At 39.0% G+C, this 20,795-nt stretch carries 20 protein-coding genes; 7 read left to right on the forward strand and 13 right to left on the reverse strand.

The window, feature by feature from the left end; genetic code table 11:
* Nucleotides 1–44 precede the first annotated feature (44 nt).
* The 5 genes from atpB to CLV96_RS07070 form a co-directional block, all read right to left on the reverse strand.
* Nucleotides 45–1,124 carry a F0F1 ATP synthase subunit A gene (atpB, locus tag CLV96_RS07050; protein WP_414534277.1) on the reverse strand — a complete coding sequence of 360 codons (1,080 nt, stop codon included), beginning with the start codon at nucleotides 1,122–1,124 and terminating at the stop codon, nucleotides 45–47.
* Nucleotides 1,093–1,689: a hypothetical protein gene (locus tag CLV96_RS19985; RefSeq protein WP_004785356.1), complete on the reverse strand. Its 597-nt coding sequence runs from the start codon at nucleotides 1,687–1,689 to the stop codon at nucleotides 1,093–1,095. Before CLV96_RS19985 ends, atpB begins: the two co-directional genes overlap by 32 nt.
* Nucleotides 1,690–1,708: 19 nt before the next feature.
* Nucleotides 1,709–2,719 carry a DUF5018 domain-containing protein gene (locus CLV96_RS07060; protein WP_040917273.1) on the reverse strand — a complete coding sequence of 337 codons (1,011 nt, stop codon included), beginning with the start codon at nucleotides 2,717–2,719 and terminating at the stop codon, nucleotides 1,709–1,711.
* Nucleotides 2,720–2,958: 239 nt separating this feature from the next.
* Complete coding sequence (locus CLV96_RS07065; protein ID WP_004787739.1) at nucleotides 2,959–3,399, reverse strand: MarR family winged helix-turn-helix transcriptional regulator; 441 nt, start codon at nucleotides 3,397–3,399, stop codon at nucleotides 2,959–2,961.
* Nucleotides 3,386–3,871 (reverse strand): glutathione peroxidase, encoded by a 486-nt coding sequence (locus tag CLV96_RS07070; RefSeq protein ID WP_004786784.1) that lies wholly within the window; start codon nucleotides 3,869–3,871, stop codon nucleotides 3,386–3,388. Before CLV96_RS07070 ends, CLV96_RS07065 begins: the two co-directional genes overlap by 14 nt.
* A gap of 335 nt (nucleotides 3,872–4,206) precedes the next feature.
* Between CLV96_RS07070 and CLV96_RS07080 the strand changes: the two genes are divergently transcribed.
* Complete coding sequence (locus CLV96_RS07080; RefSeq protein ID WP_040917270.1) at nucleotides 4,207–5,496, forward strand: ammonium transporter; 1,290 nt, start codon at nucleotides 4,207–4,209, stop codon at nucleotides 5,494–5,496.
* 5 nt (nucleotides 5,497–5,501) lie between these two features.
* The gene (locus CLV96_RS07085; RefSeq protein WP_002975072.1) at nucleotides 5,502–5,849 is read left to right on the forward strand and encodes a P-II family nitrogen regulator; all 348 of its coding nucleotides are present in this window, start codon (nucleotides 5,502–5,504) and stop codon (nucleotides 5,847–5,849) included.
* Nucleotides 5,850–5,892: 43 nt separating this feature from the next.
* On the opposite strand, the gene CLV96_RS07090 is transcribed toward CLV96_RS07085, so the two are convergent.
* From CLV96_RS07090 to lepB, 3 genes are all read right to left on the reverse strand, one after another.
* Entirely contained in the window at nucleotides 5,893–7,587 is a 1,695-nt protein-coding gene (locus CLV96_RS07090; RefSeq protein WP_004786372.1) for a thiamine pyrophosphate-dependent enzyme, read from the reverse strand.
* Nucleotides 7,588–7,925: 338 nt separating this feature from the next.
* Nucleotides 7,926–8,153 carry an AtpZ/AtpI family protein gene (locus CLV96_RS07095; RefSeq protein ID WP_040917269.1) on the reverse strand — a complete coding sequence of 76 codons (228 nt, stop codon included), beginning with the start codon at nucleotides 8,151–8,153 and terminating at the stop codon, nucleotides 7,926–7,928.
* A complete protein-coding gene (gene lepB / locus CLV96_RS07100; protein WP_004787669.1) occupies nucleotides 8,150–9,187 on the reverse strand; it encodes a signal peptidase I in 1,038 nt (345 codons plus the stop codon). Before lepB ends, CLV96_RS07095 begins: the two co-directional genes overlap by 4 nt.
* A 112-nt stretch (nucleotides 9,188–9,299) precedes the next feature.
* Here lepB and CLV96_RS07105 point away from each other — a divergent pair, with 112 nt between their 5' ends.
* Nucleotides 9,300–10,091 carry a hypothetical protein gene (locus CLV96_RS07105; protein ID WP_004786259.1) on the forward strand — a complete coding sequence of 264 codons (792 nt, stop codon included), beginning with the start codon at nucleotides 9,300–9,302 and terminating at the stop codon, nucleotides 10,089–10,091.
* Nucleotides 10,092–11,945: a DUF2079 domain-containing protein gene (locus CLV96_RS07110; RefSeq protein ID WP_004786224.1), complete on the forward strand. Its 1,854-nt coding sequence runs from the start codon at nucleotides 10,092–10,094 to the stop codon at nucleotides 11,943–11,945.
* Between the two features lie 163 nt (nucleotides 11,946–12,108).
* On the opposite strand, the gene CLV96_RS07115 is transcribed toward CLV96_RS07110, so the two are convergent.
* The 3 genes from CLV96_RS07115 to CLV96_RS07125 form a co-directional block, all read right to left on the reverse strand.
* Complete coding sequence (locus CLV96_RS07115) at nucleotides 12,109–13,131, reverse strand: MBL fold metallo-hydrolase (RefSeq protein WP_004787361.1); 1,023 nt, start codon at nucleotides 13,129–13,131, stop codon at nucleotides 12,109–12,111.
* Between the two features lie 9 nt (nucleotides 13,132–13,140).
* Nucleotides 13,141–14,319, reverse strand: coding sequence for a MaoC family dehydratase (locus CLV96_RS07120; RefSeq protein ID WP_004784602.1), 1,179 nt, complete (start codon nucleotides 14,317–14,319; stop codon nucleotides 13,141–13,143).
* Between the two features lie 71 nt (nucleotides 14,320–14,390).
* The gene (locus tag CLV96_RS07125; RefSeq protein WP_040917347.1) at nucleotides 14,391–14,573 is read right to left on the reverse strand and encodes a hypothetical protein; all 183 of its coding nucleotides are present in this window, start codon (nucleotides 14,571–14,573) and stop codon (nucleotides 14,391–14,393) included.
* An 84-nt stretch (nucleotides 14,574–14,657) separates the two neighbouring features.
* Between CLV96_RS07125 and CLV96_RS07130 the strand changes: the two genes are divergently transcribed.
* The 3 genes from CLV96_RS07130 (at nucleotide 14,658) to CLV96_RS07140 (ending at nucleotide 19,235) form a co-directional block, all read left to right on the forward strand.
* Nucleotides 14,658–16,262, forward strand: coding sequence for an NADP-dependent glyceraldehyde-3-phosphate dehydrogenase (locus tag CLV96_RS07130; protein ID WP_004786316.1), 1,605 nt, complete (start codon nucleotides 14,658–14,660; stop codon nucleotides 16,260–16,262).
* A 75-nt stretch (nucleotides 16,263–16,337) separates the two neighbouring features.
* Complete coding sequence (locus tag CLV96_RS07135; protein ID WP_004786788.1) at nucleotides 16,338–17,648, forward strand: DUF1554 domain-containing protein; 1,311 nt, start codon at nucleotides 16,338–16,340, stop codon at nucleotides 17,646–17,648.
* 309 nt (nucleotides 17,649–17,957) lie between these two features.
* The gene (locus CLV96_RS07140; RefSeq protein ID WP_004784372.1) at nucleotides 17,958–19,235 is read left to right on the forward strand and encodes an esterase/lipase family protein; all 1,278 of its coding nucleotides are present in this window, start codon (nucleotides 17,958–17,960) and stop codon (nucleotides 19,233–19,235) included.
* A gap of 10 nt (nucleotides 19,236–19,245) precedes the next feature.
* Here CLV96_RS07140 and CLV96_RS07145 read toward each other — a convergent pair whose 3' ends face one another.
* Both CLV96_RS07145 and CLV96_RS07150 read right to left on the reverse strand, forming a co-directional pair.
* On the reverse strand, nucleotides 19,246–20,187 hold the full coding sequence (locus tag CLV96_RS07145) for a histone deacetylase family protein (RefSeq protein ID WP_004784707.1): 942 nt from the start codon (nucleotides 20,185–20,187) through the stop codon (nucleotides 19,246–19,248).
* An 18-nt stretch (nucleotides 20,188–20,205) separates the two neighbouring features.
* Nucleotides 20,206–20,769 (reverse strand): hypothetical protein, encoded by a 564-nt coding sequence (locus CLV96_RS07150; protein ID WP_004784574.1) that lies wholly within the window; start codon nucleotides 20,767–20,769, stop codon nucleotides 20,206–20,208.
* Nucleotides 20,770–20,795: the final 26 nt, after the last annotated feature.

The raw sequence follows: 20,795 nt of genomic DNA on the forward strand, positions 1-20,795 counted from the left end.
TTCGTTTCACTCCTGTGTGTTTTATAATATAAATAAAACCAATGTTAATGTCTATGCATCACAGTTCCGATGAACACGGTTGTGAGCAGTGAGAAAATGAACGCTTGTAAAAAGGCTACAAGTAGTTCTAAAAAGTAAATAAGCACTGAACTGAGTACAGATACAGGTGCAATGAGCCAACTTTCGCTCATAAAGATAAAACCAAGTAACGCAAGGATCATAACGTGTCCTGCTGTCATGTTGGCAAGTAACCTCATTGTTAACGCAAAAGAGCGAGCAATGTGAGTTACAATGAACTCTAAGGCCCACATGAGTGGCCAGAGAAGGAGCGGAACTCCCTTTGGAACTGCATGTGCTACGAAGGAAATTCCTTGGTAAGAAAATGCTGTTCCATAAATGGTAAGTAATGTAATGGATGCGAGAGAAAGGGTGACACTGATGTCACCAGTGGGTGTGATCCCTGACCAAACTTCTCCAAACGTGTGAAGAGAGTGTGGGGTGTGTTCATACAATCCAACCGCAACAAGTGCATCAGAAGCAGCAACAGTCAGTTCCCCGACAGAAGGAATGAGGCCAAACAAGTTACAGAAAAGAATAAAGAAAAACAAAGAGAAGATGTAATGGTAATAAGAATGTCCGTGGTGGTCAAGAGAGGAATCCACAACATTTTCTTTTAGATAACTTACGAAAGCCTCTACACCAGAAGTAAATTTGTTATGAACTTTTTTAGGATTCTTTGCGATCAGATTTGCAGCCGGGATAAAAACAAGGAACATAAAGAAACATGCGATCCACATCATGGTCACCCGTTTGGTAATGTGAAGATCGAGCCCGCCTACGTAATGATACTTCACTCCGTCATGGTTTACAAAGACATCATGGTTTTCTGCGTCAAACTCAGGTTGTCCTTCAGTAACAATTGTACCACCAAAGTTGAGAGGAAAAATAGGAGCATCACCTAAGTGGTGCGCCATGACTTCGCTGAAATCGAAGCCCTCATCAGAGCCGTGCCCTTCCGAATCGTTTGCAAAAACATTCGTAAAACTAAGGGAAAAAACTAATAAAAATGATAAAAAAAACCGATATTTAGACTTATTTTCCACTGAAATAGCTCGCAAATACAAGGAAAAGAAGGTGGACGAAATAGGCAATTAAAAATCCAGAAGTTGCCTCAAAAGGGTACTTTAAGACCTGCAAGGCAGTCAAAATGCCTAGATTTAGAAAAAAGGAGAGAAACACGGTAAAAAAGGGAAAGCCTGACTCTGCCAAAGCGGGGATTTTTCTAGGAAGGAACCGGAGTTGCAAAATGGCCATTTGGATGGCAAAGGACATAGCCCCACCGAAATAGAAAATCAGACGATATCCATCCTCCACCAAACCAGCAGTTAACGGAAGACTTAGAATGAATATAAGAAATAGATAGCTGAAATAATGTAAATGGAATCGTTTCAGATTGATGGTATTTAGATCCATTGGTTCAAGATTGGATGTTAGGGATTTGTGGGCAAGTAGGATTGGAGGTGTGGGGGAATAAGATGGTAGAGATCCCCGCCCTAATCGAACTGGGTGGGGTAATCCACCCGCCACCCAATGGCTACCATATATCACATGTTTGTTGGTTTGTATTGCAGAATTCGCCACTTCCCGTTTTTTTGTGATAGAAAGTTCATGTTTTGGTTTATAAACCAAGGAATGTCAAATTCGATTTTTACATTGGCGAAAGCCCATACTTCGTATTCAGATAAAAAAACAATTTCTGAACATCTGCTTCTGTAAGATCCGTGTTGAAATAAAGAACTTCTGCAATATCTGCATCAAGATTTCCATTGCCTAAATAAAGAGTATTAGGACTGGCACCGCCAGAATAATCATACGAGATAGATACTTGGTTTTTTAAACTTCCATTCCAATATTCGCGAGCGGAAGTCACTAAAACTTGCACTGAACCTATCGCAAGAAATTCATTTTTTTGAATTGGTAAAGCTGATATGTTGGAGCAACTTGCGCCATTTCGACATACAAGATATGTAGAAATTGGATGATCTATGGATATCTCTCTTCCTTGGCTACCATCTAGATTTAACAAAGTAATTCCACCTGGAATTGTATCTACCAATCTCAGGACAAAAAAAACGCTTCCGCTATTAGTAACATACAAGCCTACTCCCCCAGATAAATCCATTCGCGATACTGTTGAACTCCTGAACTCTGCAATGGGATAACGATTGGCTTGGTTCACTCGAAACACTGGCCTTTGAGTCGGAGTTCCTTGAGCAATATGATTCCCATACCCGCTGACATCGGACCAAGTCGCAATCGAATCTCCATCATTCAATGTTAGTTGGTCTGCTTTAAACCAAAGGCGAAGGGAACCCGACCCTAAAACGCGAGGTGCTACCATTTGGACCGTGTATTCATTGTTACTTCCGTCTGCTCCGGTCACAACATACGTCAAAGGAGAAAGAAATGAATTTGAAGTCACACCACTCGTTTGCGGAACACCATTGATAGAAACAGAAACACCATTTGTCTTAAAACTTGCTACATAGGAAGAGATTGTAACAATGGTTTCAGAAGTAATGACAATCTGATTTCCTTTGATGATCCCCGTTACTCCCAAACTAGGAATTGAATATTCTAAGATTTCTTTGGGGATTGCCGGGAGGTATACTTTATTGCATGTAGCGCTCGAATCTGAGATGGCCCATTTTAATAACAACGTGTCTATAAACTTTTGACCATTGGGATCGCATGGATTTTCTGAAAATGAACTTTTACAGGAAATTATAAAGATAAAGAAGAAAAAGCAAAGTGACAAAATTAGTCTCGGCATATGTAATGAACCTTCACTTTCTCAGGTAAGAATGAAAATGAACCTAAACGATGTTAGATCCTTTTTTTGAATCCGTCAAACGTCAAGAAAAAAGAAAAAATTATTTTCAGAAAATTAGTTTTCTTTTAGGTTTGTCCAAGTTCATCTAAAATTCTTTTTAACTGGATTGCTTGGTTTTCTTCAATTCCTGATAAACAAAAAATCTGTTCCGGTATGGCCTTTGCTTTTTCACGTAAATGTTTTCCACCTTTCGTTAGTGACACAAACACAACTCGTTCATCTTCAGAACTTCTTTTACGTTCTACAAATCCACTTTGCTCTAATCTCTTTAATAAAGGAGTTAACGTTCCAGAGTCCAACTGCAGACGTTCCCCTAGTCCACTCACAGTAATTCTTTCTTCTTCCCAAAGTACCAACATAACAAGATATTGGGGATAAGTAAGCCCCACCGCCGCAAGAAGTGGGCGGTAGATCTTCATCAAACGATGCATTGAAGAATATAAAGAAAAACAAATTTGGTTCTTCAAAAGAAGAACCTCATCTGAGGGATTCTTAAGCTTTGACAAGTTTTTCGATATCCTTTTCGATATCTTCAGGTTTTGTAATTGGTGCGTATCTTTTCACCACATTTCCTTGTTTGTCGATAAGGAACTTTGTAAAATTCCATTTTATGTCAACGGAACCAAAAATCCCAGGAGCTTGTTTTTTAAGGTGTTGATAGAGTGGATCAGTATTTGGTCCGTTCACTTCTAATTTAGAAAAGATTGGAAAAGTAGTTGAGAATGTTCTTTCACAAAACAACTTAATTTCTGCGTCTGTTCCCGGCTCTTGTTGACCGAACTGGTTGCACGGGAATGCCAAAACTTCTAAACCTTTTGCTTTATAACGATCATATGTTTCTTGAAGACCTTTGTATTGAGGCGTAAATCCACACTCACTTGCAGTATTCACTATCAAAAGCACTTTGTCTTTGAATTGCTCCAAAGGAACTTCCTCGGATCCGCGTTTCACTTTAATTTTGTAAAATTCTTCTGACATGTATTTTCTCCGTAAGTCTTTGAAATTTAGATTGTGCACAATTTAATTTTGTTCAATCTTTTTTGTAAAATTTTCCCGAATTATTTCGCATTTTCAGGAGTTCTCCGGCCGGAATTTATCTATCCCCGCCCTGACTCGGGTGGGGAACTAGACCCGCCTCCCAATGCAATCGCCTTACCACAACCTCAGAAAGCAGGCCACCAACTTCCAGATTCCCAAATATTTTTTACAAAAAAGTTCCTAGTTTTGCAGAATTGACTCGCTTTCAAAAGAGAAAACAATCGTAATGATACGAATTTTATTTCGCATCTCGAAAAAGATATTTGGAGCAAACAATGAATATACAATTGGTCTTACGGCCTTTGTTGGTATGTGCCCTTTTCCTTTTGCCTGGTTTCCTGGCGGCTGAAGGAGAACTACCATCCCCCCCTACCATCGATAAATCTGATACCGCTTGGTTGTTAGTTTCTTCTGCATTTGTGTTCTTTATGATCCCTGGACTTGCCTTGTTCTACGGTGGTATTGTCCGTTCCAAAAATGTTCTCTCTACAATGATGCATAGCTTTGTTGCGATCATCGTGATGACACTACAGTGGACTATCTTTGGATATAGTTTTGCTTTTTCAGGGGAGAGCCCGTATATTGGAAATTTTGATTTAGTATTTTTGAATGGGATAGATCTCGATTCTGTAAAGGGTACGATTCCAACTTATGTACACTTCTTGTTTCAAGGAATGTTTGCCATCATTACTCCCGCCTTGATCTCTGGGGCCATTGCAGAAAGAATCAAACTATCAGCTTATATCGTTTTTATTCTCGTATGGTCAACATTAGTTTACGATCCAGTAGCCCATTGGGTTTGGGCAGATTCGGGTTGGTTGTTAAAAATGAATGCTCTCGATTTTGCAGGAGGTACTGTCGTTCATTTGATTTCAGGGATTGCCGGGCTTGCAGCAGCAATTGTGATCGGGAAACGGAAAGGTGATGCCGGCTTATTAACTCATCCAAATAACATGACTTATACGCTACTTGGATCAGGGTTATTGTGGTTTGGATGGTTTGGTTTTAACGCCGGTTCTGGACTTGCTGTCAATGGACTTGCCGCAAGAGCATTCTTAGTAACTCTAATTGCACCCGCAGCCGCAGGAGCGAGTTGGTTACTTATTGAATGGTTGCATACAAAAAAAGCAACTGCACTTGGTGCGGCTTCAGGAATTGTTGCAGGTCTTGTGGTCATCACACCTGCTTCTGGTTATGTGGGTGTCCAAGGGGCGTTAATCATGGGAGCCCTAGTATCTCCTTTATGTTATATGGCTATTTTACTCAAAGGAAAACTGGGGTATGACGACACTCTCGACGCATTTGGAATTCATGGTGCAGGTGGTGCTTTTGGTGCGATTCTTACTGGATTTTTTGCATTAGAACTCGCAGAAGGGATGACTTTAGGGAATCAATTGACTGCGCAGGTAATCAGCGTGGTTGTCACAGGACTTTATTCTTTTGTTGTTTCTTATTTACTTGCACTTGTTATTGAAAAAACAATCGGTTTTAGAATCGAGGAAGATAAAGAAATCACCGGACTCGACCAAGAGATCCACGGTGAAAAAGGATATGATATAAGGTAATCAATATGAAATTAGTAATTGCAATCATCCAGCCGCATAAGTTAGAAGAAGTAAAAAACGAACTTACTAAAAACGAAATCTATCGTCTGACAGTCAGTGATGTACAAGGTTATGGCCAACAAAAAGGAAAAACAGAAGTATTCCGTGGACATGAATACCAAGTGAACCTACTTCGGAAGGTAAGATTAGAAATCGCTGTGAATGATGAGTTTGTCAAACCAACAGTGGATGCCATTTTAAAGGCCGCAAAAACAGGGCCTGAAGGTAAAATCGGAGATGGAAAAATTTTCGTGATGCCACTCGAAGAAGTAATTCGCATTCGTAGCGGAGAACGAGGGAACAAAGCCATCTAACAATTTTTGGCGATCCGAGGGAGTTTTTCCCTCGGATGTATCCTTATGTTACAATCTTTTCGAGGATATACTCCTGGTTCGATTTCCCACCAGGAACAAACGGATACACCCCCCAGCTAGACGGGATCTTCACCTCAATGATTGCAGGTCCTTTCTTTTCCAAGATCATTTCTAAGTCAGCAACTCCTAATTTCCAATCCCAATCCAAGTATCCAATTTCGAATGACTCACATAACATCGAAAAGTTTGGATGAAAATGGAACTTCGAACCGGAATACAAATTTCCATAAAATAAGTCTTGTTGCTGTTTGACGAGTCCCAAATGTTCATTATTGATTAGGATCATCTTTACATTTAGGTTTTGTTCCTTTAAAGTAGATAACTCCTGTAAGTTCATCATAATGGAACCATCACCAGAAAAACAAAACACATGAGCATCTTTATGACTTAAAGCCACACCAATTGCTGTAGGAAGACCAAATCCCATTGTTCCTTGTCCACCGGAAGTGATCCAGGACCTAGGATTTAAAAATGGAAAATACTGTGCTACCCACATTTGGTGTTGTCCCACATCAGTAAGGACAAAATGTTCACCACTTGGTAACACAGAAACAAAATCTAAAAGAATTGATTTCATTGGATGTTCTTCCGGGATTTGTTTCCAATTCTGAATCTGTAACAATGATTCATTGTTTTGAATCGAAAAATCTTCATCTAATAAAAAAGGAAGAATCTCAGAAAGATCTCTCTGTAAACTTAAAGTTACTGGTTTATTTTTACCAATTTCCTTTGCGTCAATGTCAATATGAATGATCTTTGCCTGGTTACAAAACTTTTGAATATTGCCAGTCGCACGATCATCAAAACGAACTCCAATAGCTATCAAAAGATCACAAACACCAAGTGCTTCATTTGCAGCTACCGTTCCATGCATTCCCATCATTCCTAAGTTCATAGGTTCATCTTTTTCAAAAATCCCAAGCCCCATAAGGGTTGTTACTGCAGGGATTTGAAAACGCGAAACAAACTCTCTTAAACGTACATATTCTTTTTTAGCACCGCCACCAACATAAAGTAAGGGGAAAAGAGATTCCTCCAATAAGGATTTGAATTCTTGTAAAAACAAATCCATACTTTCAAAGGTCAATCCATCTTCCTTTGGTAAAAGTTCAATATTTGCATTTGACTTAGCGGATGAACCCAATTTTATGTTTTCGTTAGATAAAGGAATGAATTGTGTTTGGATATCTTTAGGTAAATCAATCCATACTGGACCCATTTTTCCTTGGCCACATAACCCGTATGCTTCCTCTAAAGTTTCTATGATTTGGTTAGGCTCTTCGATCAAATAAACTTTTTTAACAAGGGATGATACAATCGTCGCTGTTGGTAATTCCTGAAATGCATCTGTTCCCATAAGAGCAAGTGGAACTTGTCCAGAAAAAACAAGTAGGGGAACCGAATCTCTTTGAGCATCAGCAACGGCTGTGATGAGATTGGCAACACCAGGACCTGAGGAAACGAACACGGCACTCACCTCACCCGTGCTCCTTGCCCTACCTTGAGCAATGAATCCGGCACCTTGTTCATGCCTTGCTAACACATGTTCTATCTTTGACCCCGCCAAACTTTCGTATAATGGCAATATGGTTCCACCAGGAACACCTGGAATCCATGTAATTCCTTTTGATTCTAAAAAACGTATGATGTATTGACTTACGGTGATTTGTTCCCGCATACAGATCCTCTCCTTGGTTGGTTTCCCCGTCGACCTTGCTTTCTGTCGACCGAGGAAACGATGGGAGATTATGACAGAAAGCTACGTATGTATGAGGAGACTACGACGACAACTAGGACGAGAGTAGAGAGGACATAGCTAGACAATCCAAGAACGGGCATGGAATCCATGAATTCGTTGTTTGTGGTTGTCTCTGAAGCCATTACAGTAAAAAGATTTTTGTAAAGGAGGGAGCCGTCAAGAATTTATTTGGAGCCAATTGTTTACTTTTTGTTCTTTGAATCAGTCAGTTTCGGATGCGAATCTAAAAGTGTAATATGGCTGAACTGAGACGATTTTTATTCGTTTTCTTTTGCTTTTTTAATTAGAAAATAAAATGCGGCGATAAAACCTAAGAAAAAACCTACGAGAAGCCATAGTGGCTCCGTTTTCATATATTCGTCGAGGTAGTATCCTCCCACCACAAAAAGTGCGATGGTAGATACAAATTCAAAACCAACACCGGCCATCGCCATTGGCGACTTCTCCGGTTTTTTATTTGAAGGCTCTTTCGATTCTCCTTTCATTGGAGGATACGACCAATTCGATCCCACCTAACACTGAGCCTCCACAAACGATAACGAATTGTTCTTTCTACCCATCCAAATCTTGACTCGTCATCCCTATAACGAGTATTATGCGAAGAAAAAATCTCAGTATAATGACACCGCTTTTCTAATTTTTCCCCTTCATACCTTTCTGCAATTTCAGGCCCTTTTTCCGCAAGTTCCTGACCATCTTTGTATTCACATGTAGAGTCTTTCCAATCAATGGAAAAATAAATAATGAGGGCCTTACCTAAAATATCTTCTCGTTTTACAAATCCCCAGGCCCGTGAATCATGAGAGTCATCCCGGTTGTCCCCCATCACCATATACTGGCCTTCAGGAATTTGACATCCATGTAAAAAATCGCAATATTCAAAAATATGCGCACGGCGATCGTCCTCAAATCCTTCTAAAATAAAATGTTCAAACCCTGGTTTAACTTCTTTAAAGAGTGCTCTTTGTGTGGCTTCTAAATTATCCAAATCAGAAAGTTCTTTACCTATCGGAACTTCCTTTGGCTCATAAGATCGAAACTCTTCAGACCCTTTCTCCTTGTATTCGACGAGTGCAAAGTGTACTCTACCCCTATCTTTGGTATCGATGTATTTACGAGTGATTCGGATTGTATCTCCAGGAAGACCAACAACACGTTTGACAAATCGTTTCGCAAAAATTCCTGTCCTGGATTCTTCTTGGGCAAGTGCCGTTGCTGGCGGAATAAATGTAACGATATCTCCACGTTTCGGATCATCGATACGAAAGAGTTCCTTTTCTGTGAAAGGCATTCGAAAGGAATAACGCATTTTATTAACAAATAAAAAGTCGCCGATCTTGAGTGTGGGGATCATGGATCCGGAAGGAATATTATTAGCATCTAATATTGATGATTTGAAAGCAAATACAAGGACCACAATGATTCCGAAAGAAATTCCCGAAGCAGCAGCTCCCTCTTTTGGCGGTTCTTTAGAATCTTGTTTTGGTTTAGATTGGAAGATAGTGGAGAATATTCCCATAGGTTCGAAGCTAAGGAATTGGAATTTTCTGTCAAGAAAGGGGGAAAAAAAGCGCAAAAGACTTGTACTATTTTCGGGAATCGACGATACCATACATGGAGATCTTCTGCTTATGGAAACATCAATCCACGTTTTACGCAAAACCTTACTGGAGATGAAGGAAAACTACTCCTTTGTCTGCATCAAAACAGGTACGGAAACCGAGGACATGGGAGAAGAAGAAATTTCCCTTCTTAAAACGATCACTGCCGGAATTTTGCCACTCTATGTCAAAATTGGTGGCCCGGAAGCCAGAAACGATATCCGAATCTGCCAAAGGATCGGAGTTTCAGGAATTTCAGCCCCCATGGTGGAGTCAGAATACGCATTAAAAAACTTCATCCAAACCATGAAGAATCTCCTGACGCCTTCTGAATACGAATCCTATAACAAATCCATTAATATGGAAACCATCACTGGATATAGAAACTTGATGGATATATTTGATTCCGTTCCATTTCAAAGTTTAGAGCAAGTAACAGCCGCTAGATCAGACTTAAGTGCTTCTATGGATAAAAAACCTGATGACAAAGAGGTCACAAGGGTTGCTAAAAAAATCATCTCGGAAGCAAAAAGCAGAGGGAAAAAAACTTCTGTTGGGGGAACCATCACCAAAACAAATTTTGACCTGATTGCCAATGAAATCGAACCTGACTTTATCAATTCACGCCATGTAATGGTGGATACAAAAAAAGCAATGTCGATTGGAGCAACGGATGTTGCCGAATGTATGTTGTTATTCGAAATGGATTTATTTGAATTTTTCTCCAAAACATTTCCTGAAAAAGGATATTACTACCGAAACCGAGTGGAAATCAATCGGGAACGAATCGGCGAAAGAAAGGTATTATACTTTATTCGTTAAGTGGTTTATTTATTTTTTTTATTCAGTTTAGTTTCTCCTTTTCTCTTTATTTCTCCTAAAAACTTTCATGCCCCCTTTCAAAAGGGGGTATTTCTTTTTCTACTTTTCCTTACTATCTATAACTTTTGGAAAGAAAAAAAATCAAAACCTCAGTCAAAGCCAAATCACTCTCTAACTAACTATGATTTGTTATCTGACAAACAGATTAGGATTCTCCCCTACCTACTCAGTATCAGTTGCATTCTATTTATCATTACAAATACAAACCATGCAATCCAACTCTCAAAATCTCTCGCAGATGCTTTCTTATTCCAAGATGCGGATTATATTGGTATTTCGGATATTCTTCTCTCTATTTCTCGTGGAGACGGATTTACCAGTGGTTACTATTCAGAATCAGGAATCGGAAGTTACCTCCACCACCACTTCGCACCAGGAATGTTTGTTCTGATTCCGTTTGTGAGCCTGGTTCCCGAAAGATGGGGTCTGGCCGTGGGTGTCTTTTTTGTTTACCAATTGGCAACGGTCCTTTGGCTATTCTGGGCGTATCAAATTTCCAAAAACAATTTAAAAAATCGGGTGAATAAATTCTTAGTTTTTTGGGTTCTTGTCACAAACCAGTTATATCTCTACCGGATTGGATCCAGTTTTCACTTTGAGGTTTTGGTTTTATTATTTGCTCTTTTCTTTTTTTATATTTGGGAACAACAGAAGAAGATACAAAATGTTCGATCTCATTTCTCCTGGTTTTATTATGGTATCTTATCTTTTGCCACCATTCTCTATATTTCACTCAAAGAAGATATTGTCATTTACCTTCTTCTTTTTTTTCTACCGATAGTTTTAAGATTTTTATACAAACATAACCAAAAGAATCGGAATGAGGCAGTGGAGAAAGGATGGTTTTCCGCAAACCGCAAAGATAAGATCCTGCTCCGTTCGTTAATACTAATCATAAGCATCCTATTATTATGGATGGGCTTTGTTTTTTGTATATATCCTATGTTTGGTGACTCGAAAGAATCCATCACCTGGACGAATGTTCTCACCCAAGAATACCATTCCGCCTTCAAACAAGTAACTGGTTTCCAAAAATCATTCCAAATTTTTCTAGAGTTAATCACGAGCGGGGGACTCGGAATCTTTCAAATGTTACCAGAAGTGATAGGAATCGGCCTGGTATACGCAACGCATATATTTTCTTCCAGACCTTGGCACCATGAAGTTTATACGTATTACAGTTATTCCCTAGTTCCTTTTATCCTTTATACCGGAATTCTTTGGATTCAATCGGAGAAAAAAATATCTTTATCATTTGCCTTTTTGATTCTTACTTGTCTCTTTTGGAAAAACTCACTCGACCAAAATTTTCCATTGGATCCAATTATCAAAAGTCCATGGAAACAATCAAATGTAGAAGAAGTTCGTGAAGATCTAAAAAAAGCGAATCTTCTGATTCTTTCGAATCCATTAAAAATTATCTCGCAGAACACAAATACAAATTTGGATCCGAATTCATATTCTAATTTAGAATCAGGAAATGATCAAAACCTAAAAACAAAAAAGGATATTTTTGTATTTTCGCAATACAACCTTTCCTTCCTAATTTCAGACAAAACGAAAACGTATCCGCTTGAACAAATTAGAAATGCACCATCCATATGCAAAAATGCAGATATTTGTTATGCGGTGATGGCTCTTGAATTTACAGATGAAATTTTGTGGCCCCAAACAAGAATATTGAGCTACAAAAAAGAACTAGAAGAACAAAAAGGAAGTTTGGTTTGGAAAGGGAAACAAATTGAAGTTTGGCAAATACCAACAACAAAAGAAAATTCAATCCATCAAAATTGATTCATTTGATAAAAATCTAAATTTGAATCTAAGTAAATAGTTCGCCTATAAAATCCTGACAAAATTTTGGGAGGTGAATTTTCTGAATTCATTCAGGTAAAGTAAATTATAAAACATCTAATAGATTATAAATTTTATCTATTAATTTGTCACATTCTATTGTTTAGTTTACGATATGAAAAATTTCATATCCATTCTCTCGTCTTTCGATACGAATCTGCCCTTCTAAAACCAATTTCTGAATGATACTGTATACAAGTCCAAGCGCTGTCGGTAAATGACCACCATTATGAACTTTTTTTCCAATGGCCGCTTCCATAAGGACTTTCAGATCAGACTCCCCTTCTCTGAGGCGTCGAAGAACTCCTTTTTCCAAAATACTCAAAGTCTTTTTGACAAGAGTAATGGTTTTTTTTGGATCTTCAATTTCGCTACCATGAGCAGGTAACATACGTTTGATGGGTTCTTCCAAAAGTTTAGAAAGTGTAAAATAATAATCACTTAAATTTCCGTCCATTTCAGAATAAATGGCAGTGAGATTGGCAATGATGAGATCCCCTGAAAAATAAATCCCTGTTGAAGGATCCACGGGTGTGATATGATATAAATTATGACCAGGTGTGTGCAAAAAACGAAACAACTTACCACCTAACTCCAAACTGTCGTTGTGATCAATTTTTACATCAATTCTTAAGACAGGATCCCCTTTTTTAGTTTCGCTAAATTTGCTGTAAAACTGTCGCCAGCCTCTACGTGATTCTTCCAAAATCCGATCCAGTTCTTCTTTATCACCGAATGCTTTATGAAATAAGTCTTCTGTTGCTTCTTCAAAAAGTACCATCGATTCTAAATAATTTCCAACGCCATCAGCCATAGCGCGATACCCATAGTAGGTTACATTTTTTGCATACGACTTAAGCACCAATGAGGAAGATATATGATCAAGATGATTATGCGTATATATGATATGGCGAATGTCTTTAAATGAGAATCCCTTTGTTTTTAAAGAAGCCTGTAACATCGGAATGGATTCAATATAACCAGAGTCGATTAAGGTTAAACCATCATTTCCGTGATAGAGATAGATATTGTTAGGAGCGTAAAAAGGTTGCGGTAGAACAATTTTAAAGACACCATCCCCGATGTCTTCCATGTCCGGAATTCTTTTGGGGATGGTAATTTTCATTGTTTCACCTTATGGTTGTTTTTTGATGATCAATCTTCTTTCGATTTCGAAGATTTTCTCTGGGATTTTTTCTTTTCCTAGTTTCTTTTTATCATTTTCTTTAAGGAAAAGATCAGCGCCGAATTTATCCAATGCATCATTTGCTTTGATATTTTTTAAACCAATGAACTGAATTTGTACTTCACCTGCAGGGATTCCGTATTCAGTTCCTTTGTCTTCAGTCGTTAGAATTCTAGAAATACAAGTCACTGTATCACCAGAAAAAGCAGGTTGCGTGTGGTATCCTTCTGTGAATCCAAGTTCCCAAATTGCGTTTTCAGAAATATCACGTGATGCCATACCAGCTAACCAACCAAATACGAGTCCACCGTAAACCACTGGTTCTCCACCCATAGGGCCAGAGATTCCTGCAGAATACAATTTATCATAATGAAGTGGGTGAGTATTCCCTACGCGAAATGTCCATTGGTAATGTTCGTCAGTGATGGTTCTTCCATTTTGGTGCACATAAATTTGGCCTGGTTTGAAGTTTTCAAAATAAGTATGTCCCCAAGTCACATCCTTCATCTCTGTTGGGAATTTGAGATTCGGAAGTTTGAGTGCTGGAGTTTTTGATTCTGGAAAGTAAGCCGATGCATCACCTGGTTTTGGATTGCCTTTTGGTTTTCCATTGGACTGGTAGATCATGATTTTACGTTCGTATTGCAAAACCACTTCGTTTTTTTGGTTGAGACAAAGTGTTCTTACATGAACGATTCCCGGTTTGTCCGGACCTTTATCATCCACTGCTAAAATTTTAGTTCGAGAAGAAAGAGTATCTCCTGGATAAACAGGTAATAAAAATTGCGCGTTGTAATAACCAAGGTTTGCAAGCGCTTTCTCACTGTTATTCTGAACACCGATGGAAAGTGCTAAGTTAAACACCATCAGTGGATGAACGAGTAAATCAGCAAATCCGTGGGCTTTTGCGTATTCAGCAGAAAGGTAAAGTGGGTTTGCATCCATAAACACGGTAGCAAATTCTTGGGCAAAACTTCTGTCCACAGTGAATTGGCGAGGGTGAACATAAATATCACCTACATTGAATTCTTCGAGGTATCGTCCATAAATGTTCTTTTTGACATCAGAGAGAGAAGCAGGTGTGTTGGGAGCTAACTCACCAAAGGGGGACATAGGTTTTTCGGCCATGGGAATTCCTTTTTCGAATGGGATAGGACTAATTTTCCAATAGAGGTCCTACCGAAAACGATTTTTCAGACTCATCCGGTCGCTCGTTTGGCGTATTCCTCCTTCCAGGCACTATGCCAATGGTACCATTCTTCACGCACAGCACGGTAACGAACCAAATCACTACGAACTTCTAACATAAGTGATTCTAATTCTTCCACACGGCGGAGAAGTCGCAAGGTCAAAGCCTCCCAATCTTCTTTGTTTTGGTCCATCCTTGGTTCCATAAATTTTATATCGGCCGTTCTTTTCCGTAAAATGTTGCTTTTTTAGTCACCTCCCCATTCGATTCATGGATCATGAGCTTTGTTTTTCCTTCCGAAGATTCCGTTCCAGAAAAATACAGGATCCAACCGGTCCACCAAAAAGAATACCTCCTAGACGGAGAAATTCGAATTTGGGAAGGGGAATCACAAATTGTCAAATCTCCCATTTTTCTGAACCAAAATGGAAAATCAGAACCAGTGATTTTAGGATCCTATCCTAATTTTGATGAAAAACAAAGTTTGTTGGCGCTAGAGGCAGCAGTCAAAGCATACAACCACGGAACTGGTGTTTGGCCCATTGCTACATCTAAAGAAAGAATTGATGCGGTTCGAAAATTCATTACCCTAATGAAAGGCAAAAGAGACCAAATCATCCTACTCCTTATGTGGGAAATAGGTAAAACAGAAAAGGATGCTACAAAAGAATTCGAAAGAACCATCGAATATCTAGAAGACACTATCGAATCATTACAAGAGCTTGAAACAACTTCCAGCAATTATATCAAAGAAGGCGGACTCATTGCACAAATCAAACGATCTCCTTATGGAGTGGTTCTTTGTATGGGCCCGTTCAATTATCCTTTGAATGAAACTTTTTGCACTCTCATCCCAGCTATCCTTATGGGAAACACCGTGGTTTTCAAACCGGCAAAGTATGGTGTGCTGTTATTACAACCTCTTTTAGAGTGTTTTAAGGAAGCTTTCCCACCTGGAGTCATCAACACAGTCTATGGTGATGGTGCCAAAGTCATTTCTCCCATCATGGAGTCTGGTAAAATCGATGTTTTTGCATTTATTGGTTCGAGTTCTACTGCCAACCTCATCACAAAAAAACATCCCAAACTCAATCGCCTAAGATCTGTTCTGGGACTTAACGCAAAAAATCCAGCGATTGTTTTACCTGATACAGATTTAAAAACCATGGTTCCTGAAATTCTATCGGGATCTCTTTCTTACAATGGACAGAGATGTACAGCTCTTAAAATTCTATTTGTTCACAAAGATATTTTAGATGAATTTACAAAACTTTATTTAGAAGAACTAACAAAGTGGAAAGCCGGGATGCCTTGGGAAACGGAAGTCAATTTTACTCCACTCCCTGAAGAAGGAAAAACCAAATGGTTAAAAGAACTCTTAGATGATGCTTTGTCAAAAGGTGCAAAAATTTTGAATCCTGGTGGTGGAGAAATCAATGAGTCCTTTATGTTTCCAGCAGTCCTTTCCCCTGTTCCACCAAACGCACGTTTGTATCAGGAAGAACAATTTGGACCACTCGTACCGATAGTTCCTTTTTCTTCCGTAGAAGAACCGTTAAACTATATCTATGCATCCAATTTGGGCCAACAGGCCAGTATCTTCGGAAAAGATCCAAAAACTATCGGCAAACTCATCGACATCCTTGTGAACCAAGTGGCTAGGGTCAATTGGAATGCGCAATGCCAAAGGGGGCCAGATTCCTTTCCATTTTCCGGACGTAAAGATTCTGCTGACGGAACACTTTCCGTTTCCGATGCCCTTCGCGTATTTTCGATTCGTACTGTTGTGAGTTTCAAAGACAACGAGATGGGACGTAATCTTCTAGGGGAAGTACTGAAAGAAAGAACTTCGAATTACTTAAGCCAAGAATTTCACTTGTAACTCCCTTTCTTTCTCCGATATTTGAGAAAGGTAAGTCACTTACTTGTTTTAGTAAAATGGGAGGGAGTTGGAAACATGCGTTGGAATTTTTTCGTTTCCTTCCTTTCTTTAGGTTGGTTTCTCTCCTGTAATCAAGTGAATCCACGAGATGAGTTGCTCTTCACACTCATAAGCGGACTGAATCCTGTCACTTCGACCTCCACTTCCGTTTCAGTTTCCTCATCGGCTAAAATCAATGTATCAAGCACAAGTGTTCTATTGAAATATGGAACGCCACAAAACTTTGGAATTTCACTTGTTAAACAACCAACAGCAAATGTCAGTGCTTCCTTTACTTTTTCCAATACAAAACTAACCGTTAATGGTTCGGCAACGTCACCAAGCCCAACTGTACTTATCTTCACTCCCGCCAATTATAATGTGGTTCAAACAATCAGTTTAAATTCAACCACCCAAGTTTTAGATTCCTCTTCTCTCACGATCACCGTAACAAGTGCCGACCCTTTTTACAATACAAGTGGTTCTGTCTCCATCAGCCATCAACGTATCTATCTGGCATATACAGGAAATTCATTTATCTTTAAAGAGAATGTAGCTATACCATCACTCACTCCTACTATCACGTTTGTTATCACCAATTGTACGGTGACTCCAGCTCTTCCCACTGGATTAAGTTTGAATGCAAGTAACTGTGTGATTTCTGGAACGCCAACAGGCGGTACACAACCGGCAACTACTTACGCAGTGACAGCGACAAACGGAACCGACTCAGATACCCATAACATTAGTATCCAAGTTGAAACAGCAGTATTTAAAGTATTTGTCACGGCAGCTACTTTCAATGGAGACTTAAGAGGAGCTGCTGCGGATGGTCCAGCCGGTGCCGATCTAAAATGTAATGCGGATGCAAACAAACCGTCGACTGGAACTTATAAAGCAATGATTACGACCGATGGCGGAGCAAGACGGGCTTGTGATGGTACGGCAAATTGTACCAATTCTGGCGAAAATAATGATTGGGTCTTTCAGTTTAATAAATACTATGTCCGTGCCAATGACTCCGCATTTTTATTCACACCTAACTCAGCAGGAATCTTACCGGCATCTTCGAGTATTTTTTCAACACCACCTTACACGATGAGCGAATCTTTTGACTCCGGGGTACAAACTTATTGGACAGGAGTCGCTGCACCTAATTTTTATTGGCAGGTCGCATCCGCACAAGTTACAAATACTTGTTCGAATTGGACGAGTGGATCTGCGACTTCCCCCACATCTGAAGGAGGACGAATTGGAATCTCTAATGCTACGGACTATACTGCTTTTCGAAATGGATCGGGTGTATCATGCTCCACTCTCAACCGTTTAGTCTGTGTCGAGCAATAATATTCAAAGACAAATAAATCAAAGTGCGAAATTTCAAATTCGATCTGACATTGCCTGGGTCGCAAGCCTACCAATCCTATTCATTTTCTACCATTTCACTTACATTGCTGTTCGATTGATTTTCGCTTTGCTTGCAATTGTGTTTATAATCCATTCAGTTTCAAAATTCAGCCTAGTTTTAATTCAATCGACATTCAATTGAAAATGAGTTTCCTTTGGCCCGCAAGCGACTTCGAAACCGACCGGAAAAGGTAACTCACTTACTTTTTTCACTCGCTTTCCAAAGAAACTGAGTTACAATCTTCCTCCGTGATCCAAATCCTCATCAACTCCCTAGCTGGAAAAACAGTATCGCTTACCCAAAAAACAACCGATTCCCTGCTGAAAGGGGTACAATTCCTAGTCAAAGGAAGCCTAACGAGTGCAGGTGGAGGTTTGGATCTACTCTCCAACGCATTTTTTTATAAACCAGAATGGAGAGAGGCATTACAGAAAGCCGGCGTCCAAGTAAAAGAAACTGGTCACAAATCAAATGAAAACTTACAAAAGACGATAGAACAAACGAACCAGGCTTTTGAAAAAGCACTCTTCAAAGTAGAACTGACCGCAAAACACAGTGATGATATGGTATTTGATAATCGAATGGTATCAAGCATTCTGGGAAGCTCTCATAATCAAAAATTCAAACTCACAAAGATCGATATGAGTTTTAGAACTATTGGAAAAGATATTACAGCAAAGGAAACGATCGAGGAATATAAAGATTCAAAAAAAACAAAATCCGTTCTCTTCCTTCCCGGATTATTTACAGATGAAACCGTTTGGCAGGAACAAACTGTAGAATATAAGGATAGGAAAATTACTTCACCAGGTCTTGCTACCGATTTACAAGAAGTAGGTTACTATCCATTTTATCTTAGATACAACCACGGTCTTCCCATCCACGAAAACGGGAAAAAACTGATGCATCTTTTAGATGTTTTTTTTAACGAAGACCCAAATATAAAGCCAGATATCATTTGTTATAGTTTAGGATGTTTAATTTTTCGCTCTTGTTTGTATCATGCAAAGTTAGAGAATAAAGAATGGCTCAATCGATTTGGAAAAGTAGTCCTGATCGCTGCGCCAAACAAAGGTTCGTATTTAGAAAAAATAGGATTTTGGCTCGGATTCCTATTTGAAAAAAGCCCCAATGTAGCACTCAAAATTATTGGGATGATAGGCAACCTTCGTAGTGATGCTATCAAAGACTTATCCTTCGGACTCATTCGCAAAGAGGAAAAAGGATGGATAGAAACCATTTCTGGTTATTTTGGTGAAACTTATTTCGGTGAATTGGACGAGATGGACGTTTACCAAGCCTATGCATTAATGGAAGGAGTAGAAAATCCATTACAAAACTTTCTTGGGGATGGGATCGTCGAGAAAAAAAGTCTTACCTATCTAACAGATAAGGTATTTACCAAAAAATCAAACCCCGCGTTACGAACATTAGAGCTAAATAAACAAAATCATTTTTCTATCATTAGTGCAAGACCACTCATCCATTGGGTGAAAGAAGTTTTTGGTGTGACACCGAAGATTTGAGTTTACGATGTTACGATGCTAAGGTTTCCAAATGCAATTTGACCGATTCGGCAAGAGCATTCAAATCGTATCCTCCTTCTAAAAATGAGATCATTCTGCCACTAGCATAAGTATTTGCAATTTTCTGTATTTCCTGAGTAAAAATTCCAAATGAAGAAGTAGACAAATTCATTCCACCAAGTGGATCTTTTTTATGGGCATCAAAGCCCGCTGATACCAAAACAAATTCTGGTTGGAATTTTTCCATTTCTCTTTGGATAGAAGGAAAACTGGATAAATATTCGAATTCACCTGCACCTCTTGCCAAGGGAATATTCAATGTGGTGCCAATTCCCTTCCCTTTTCCGCGTTCTGACAAAGAACCTGTGCCTGGATAAAATGGAAACTGATGGAGAGAAATAAAATAAACAGAATCATCTTCGTAGAACTGGTGTTGGGTGCCATTTCCATGATGGACATCCCAATCTAAAATCAAAATCCTTTTGATTCCTTTGGACTGAAGGTATTTCGCAGTGATGGCAATATTATTAAAAATACAAAATCCCATTGCATGGTCAGCTTCCGCATGATGTCCGGGTGGACGAACGAGTGCCATTCCATTTTTCAAATTTCCAAGTAATACTTCATCCGCAAGATAAAGACCAGCACCAACGGCGAGACTTGCGGCCAAATAAGAATGTGAAGAAAATACGGTATCACCATCCAAATACCCAGTGCCTTTCTCTTCGCAAACTCGACCAACCAAACGAACATAAGTTGGATCGTGAATAGAAGAAATAACCAATAAAGGTGCTTCCAAAAAATCCTTTTTCCATAAAAAATTTTTGGAAGGTAAATCAGACAGATGGTCCAAAATGGATACCAATCTTCCGTGAGTTTCTGGATGCCCTGGTCCTGTATTGTGTTTTAGAAATTCTTCATGGAAAACAATTCCAGTTTTCAAAGATTCCATTTGCTCTCCGTTTACATTTTACTGAAACATCATAAACCGTTCGATAAACACAACCATCTCCACAATCTCTAGAATGATACGGTCGATTTGTTTTGTAATTTGAACCTTTTCTTCAGGTGTAATCAATTGATCTAGTCCGGCATTCCCATAAATCGCATAGAAGGTTTTGATATCTGTCGAAAAAGATGAATTAAACCATTCTTTGAATGTCCTTTGTTTCATTTTGTATTCTGGTTTGATGGATCCAGTAAGTTCCCATACAGATCCTTCCGTGAACCGCAACCTAATTTCAAATAAACCTCTGTCCTTTCGAATGTAGGTTTCTTCATCGACAGGCGAAAAATCGATCTTACGCAACATAACAAGTACAAGTAAAATACTTTCTAAATATTCAATGAGGTTCTTCTTTTCTGATCCACTGATTTTAGAATCATCACCAAGATGTTGTAAATACGATTCTCCCATACCTTGGAAAAGACGGGAAACTTCCACCATTCGGTCTTTAAAACTTTTCGGATCCGATAATGCTTCTGGGAACCTTCCGTAAGATTTCAAATTGAAGTCGTTGGAAATTTCTAACATGCCCAAATTTTCTTAGAACCGGTCAT

The sequence above is a fragment of the Leptospira meyeri genome (assembly GCF_004368965.1).
Taxonomy (GTDB): domain Bacteria; phylum Spirochaetota; class Leptospiria; order Leptospirales; family Leptospiraceae; genus Leptospira_A; species Leptospira_A meyeri.

Coding starts and splice junctions, on each gene's coding strand:
- CLV96_RS07070 (WP_004786784.1), bottom strand. CDS start 3,871: ATGTCAGAAGAATTTTACAAAATTAAAGTGAAACGCGGATCCGAGGAA.
- CLV96_RS07080 (WP_040917270.1), top strand. CDS start 4,207: ATGAATATACAATTGGTCTTACGGCCTTTGTTGGTATGTGCCCTTTTC.
- CLV96_RS07085 (WP_002975072.1), top strand. CDS start 5,502: ATGAAATTAGTAATTGCAATCATCCAGCCGCATAAGTTAGAAGAAGTA.
- CLV96_RS07090 (WP_004786372.1), bottom strand. CDS start 7,587: ATGCGGGAACAAATCACCGTAAGTCAATACATCATACGTTTTTTAGAA.
- CLV96_RS07095 (WP_040917269.1), bottom strand. CDS start 8,153: ATGAAAGGAGAATCGAAAGAGCCTTCAAATAAAAAACCGGAGAAGTCG.
- lepB (WP_004787669.1), bottom strand. CDS start 9,187: ATGGGAATATTCTCCACTATCTTCCAATCTAAACCAAAACAAGATTCT.
- CLV96_RS07105 (WP_004786259.1), top strand. CDS start 9,300: ATGGAAACATCAATCCACGTTTTACGCAAAACCTTACTGGAGATGAAG.
- CLV96_RS07115 (WP_004787361.1), bottom strand. CDS start 13,131: ATGAAAATTACCATCCCCAAAAGAATTCCGGACATGGAAGACATCGGG.
- CLV96_RS07120 (WP_004784602.1), bottom strand. CDS start 14,319: ATGGCCGAAAAACCTATGTCCCCCTTTGGTGAGTTAGCTCCCAACACA.
- CLV96_RS07125 (WP_040917347.1), bottom strand. CDS start 14,573: ATGGACCAAAACAAAGAAGATTGGGAGGCTTTGACCTTGCGACTTCTC.
- CLV96_RS07130 (WP_004786316.1), top strand. CDS start 14,658: ATGAGCTTTGTTTTTCCTTCCGAAGATTCCGTTCCAGAAAAATACAGG.
- CLV96_RS07135 (WP_004786788.1), top strand. CDS start 16,338: ATGCGTTGGAATTTTTTCGTTTCCTTCCTTTCTTTAGGTTGGTTTCTC.
- CLV96_RS07145 (WP_004784707.1), bottom strand. CDS start 20,187: ATGGAATCTTTGAAAACTGGAATTGTTTTCCATGAAGAATTTCTAAAA.
- CLV96_RS07150 (WP_004784574.1), bottom strand. CDS start 20,769: ATGTTAGAAATTTCCAACGACTTCAATTTGAAATCTTACGGAAGGTTC.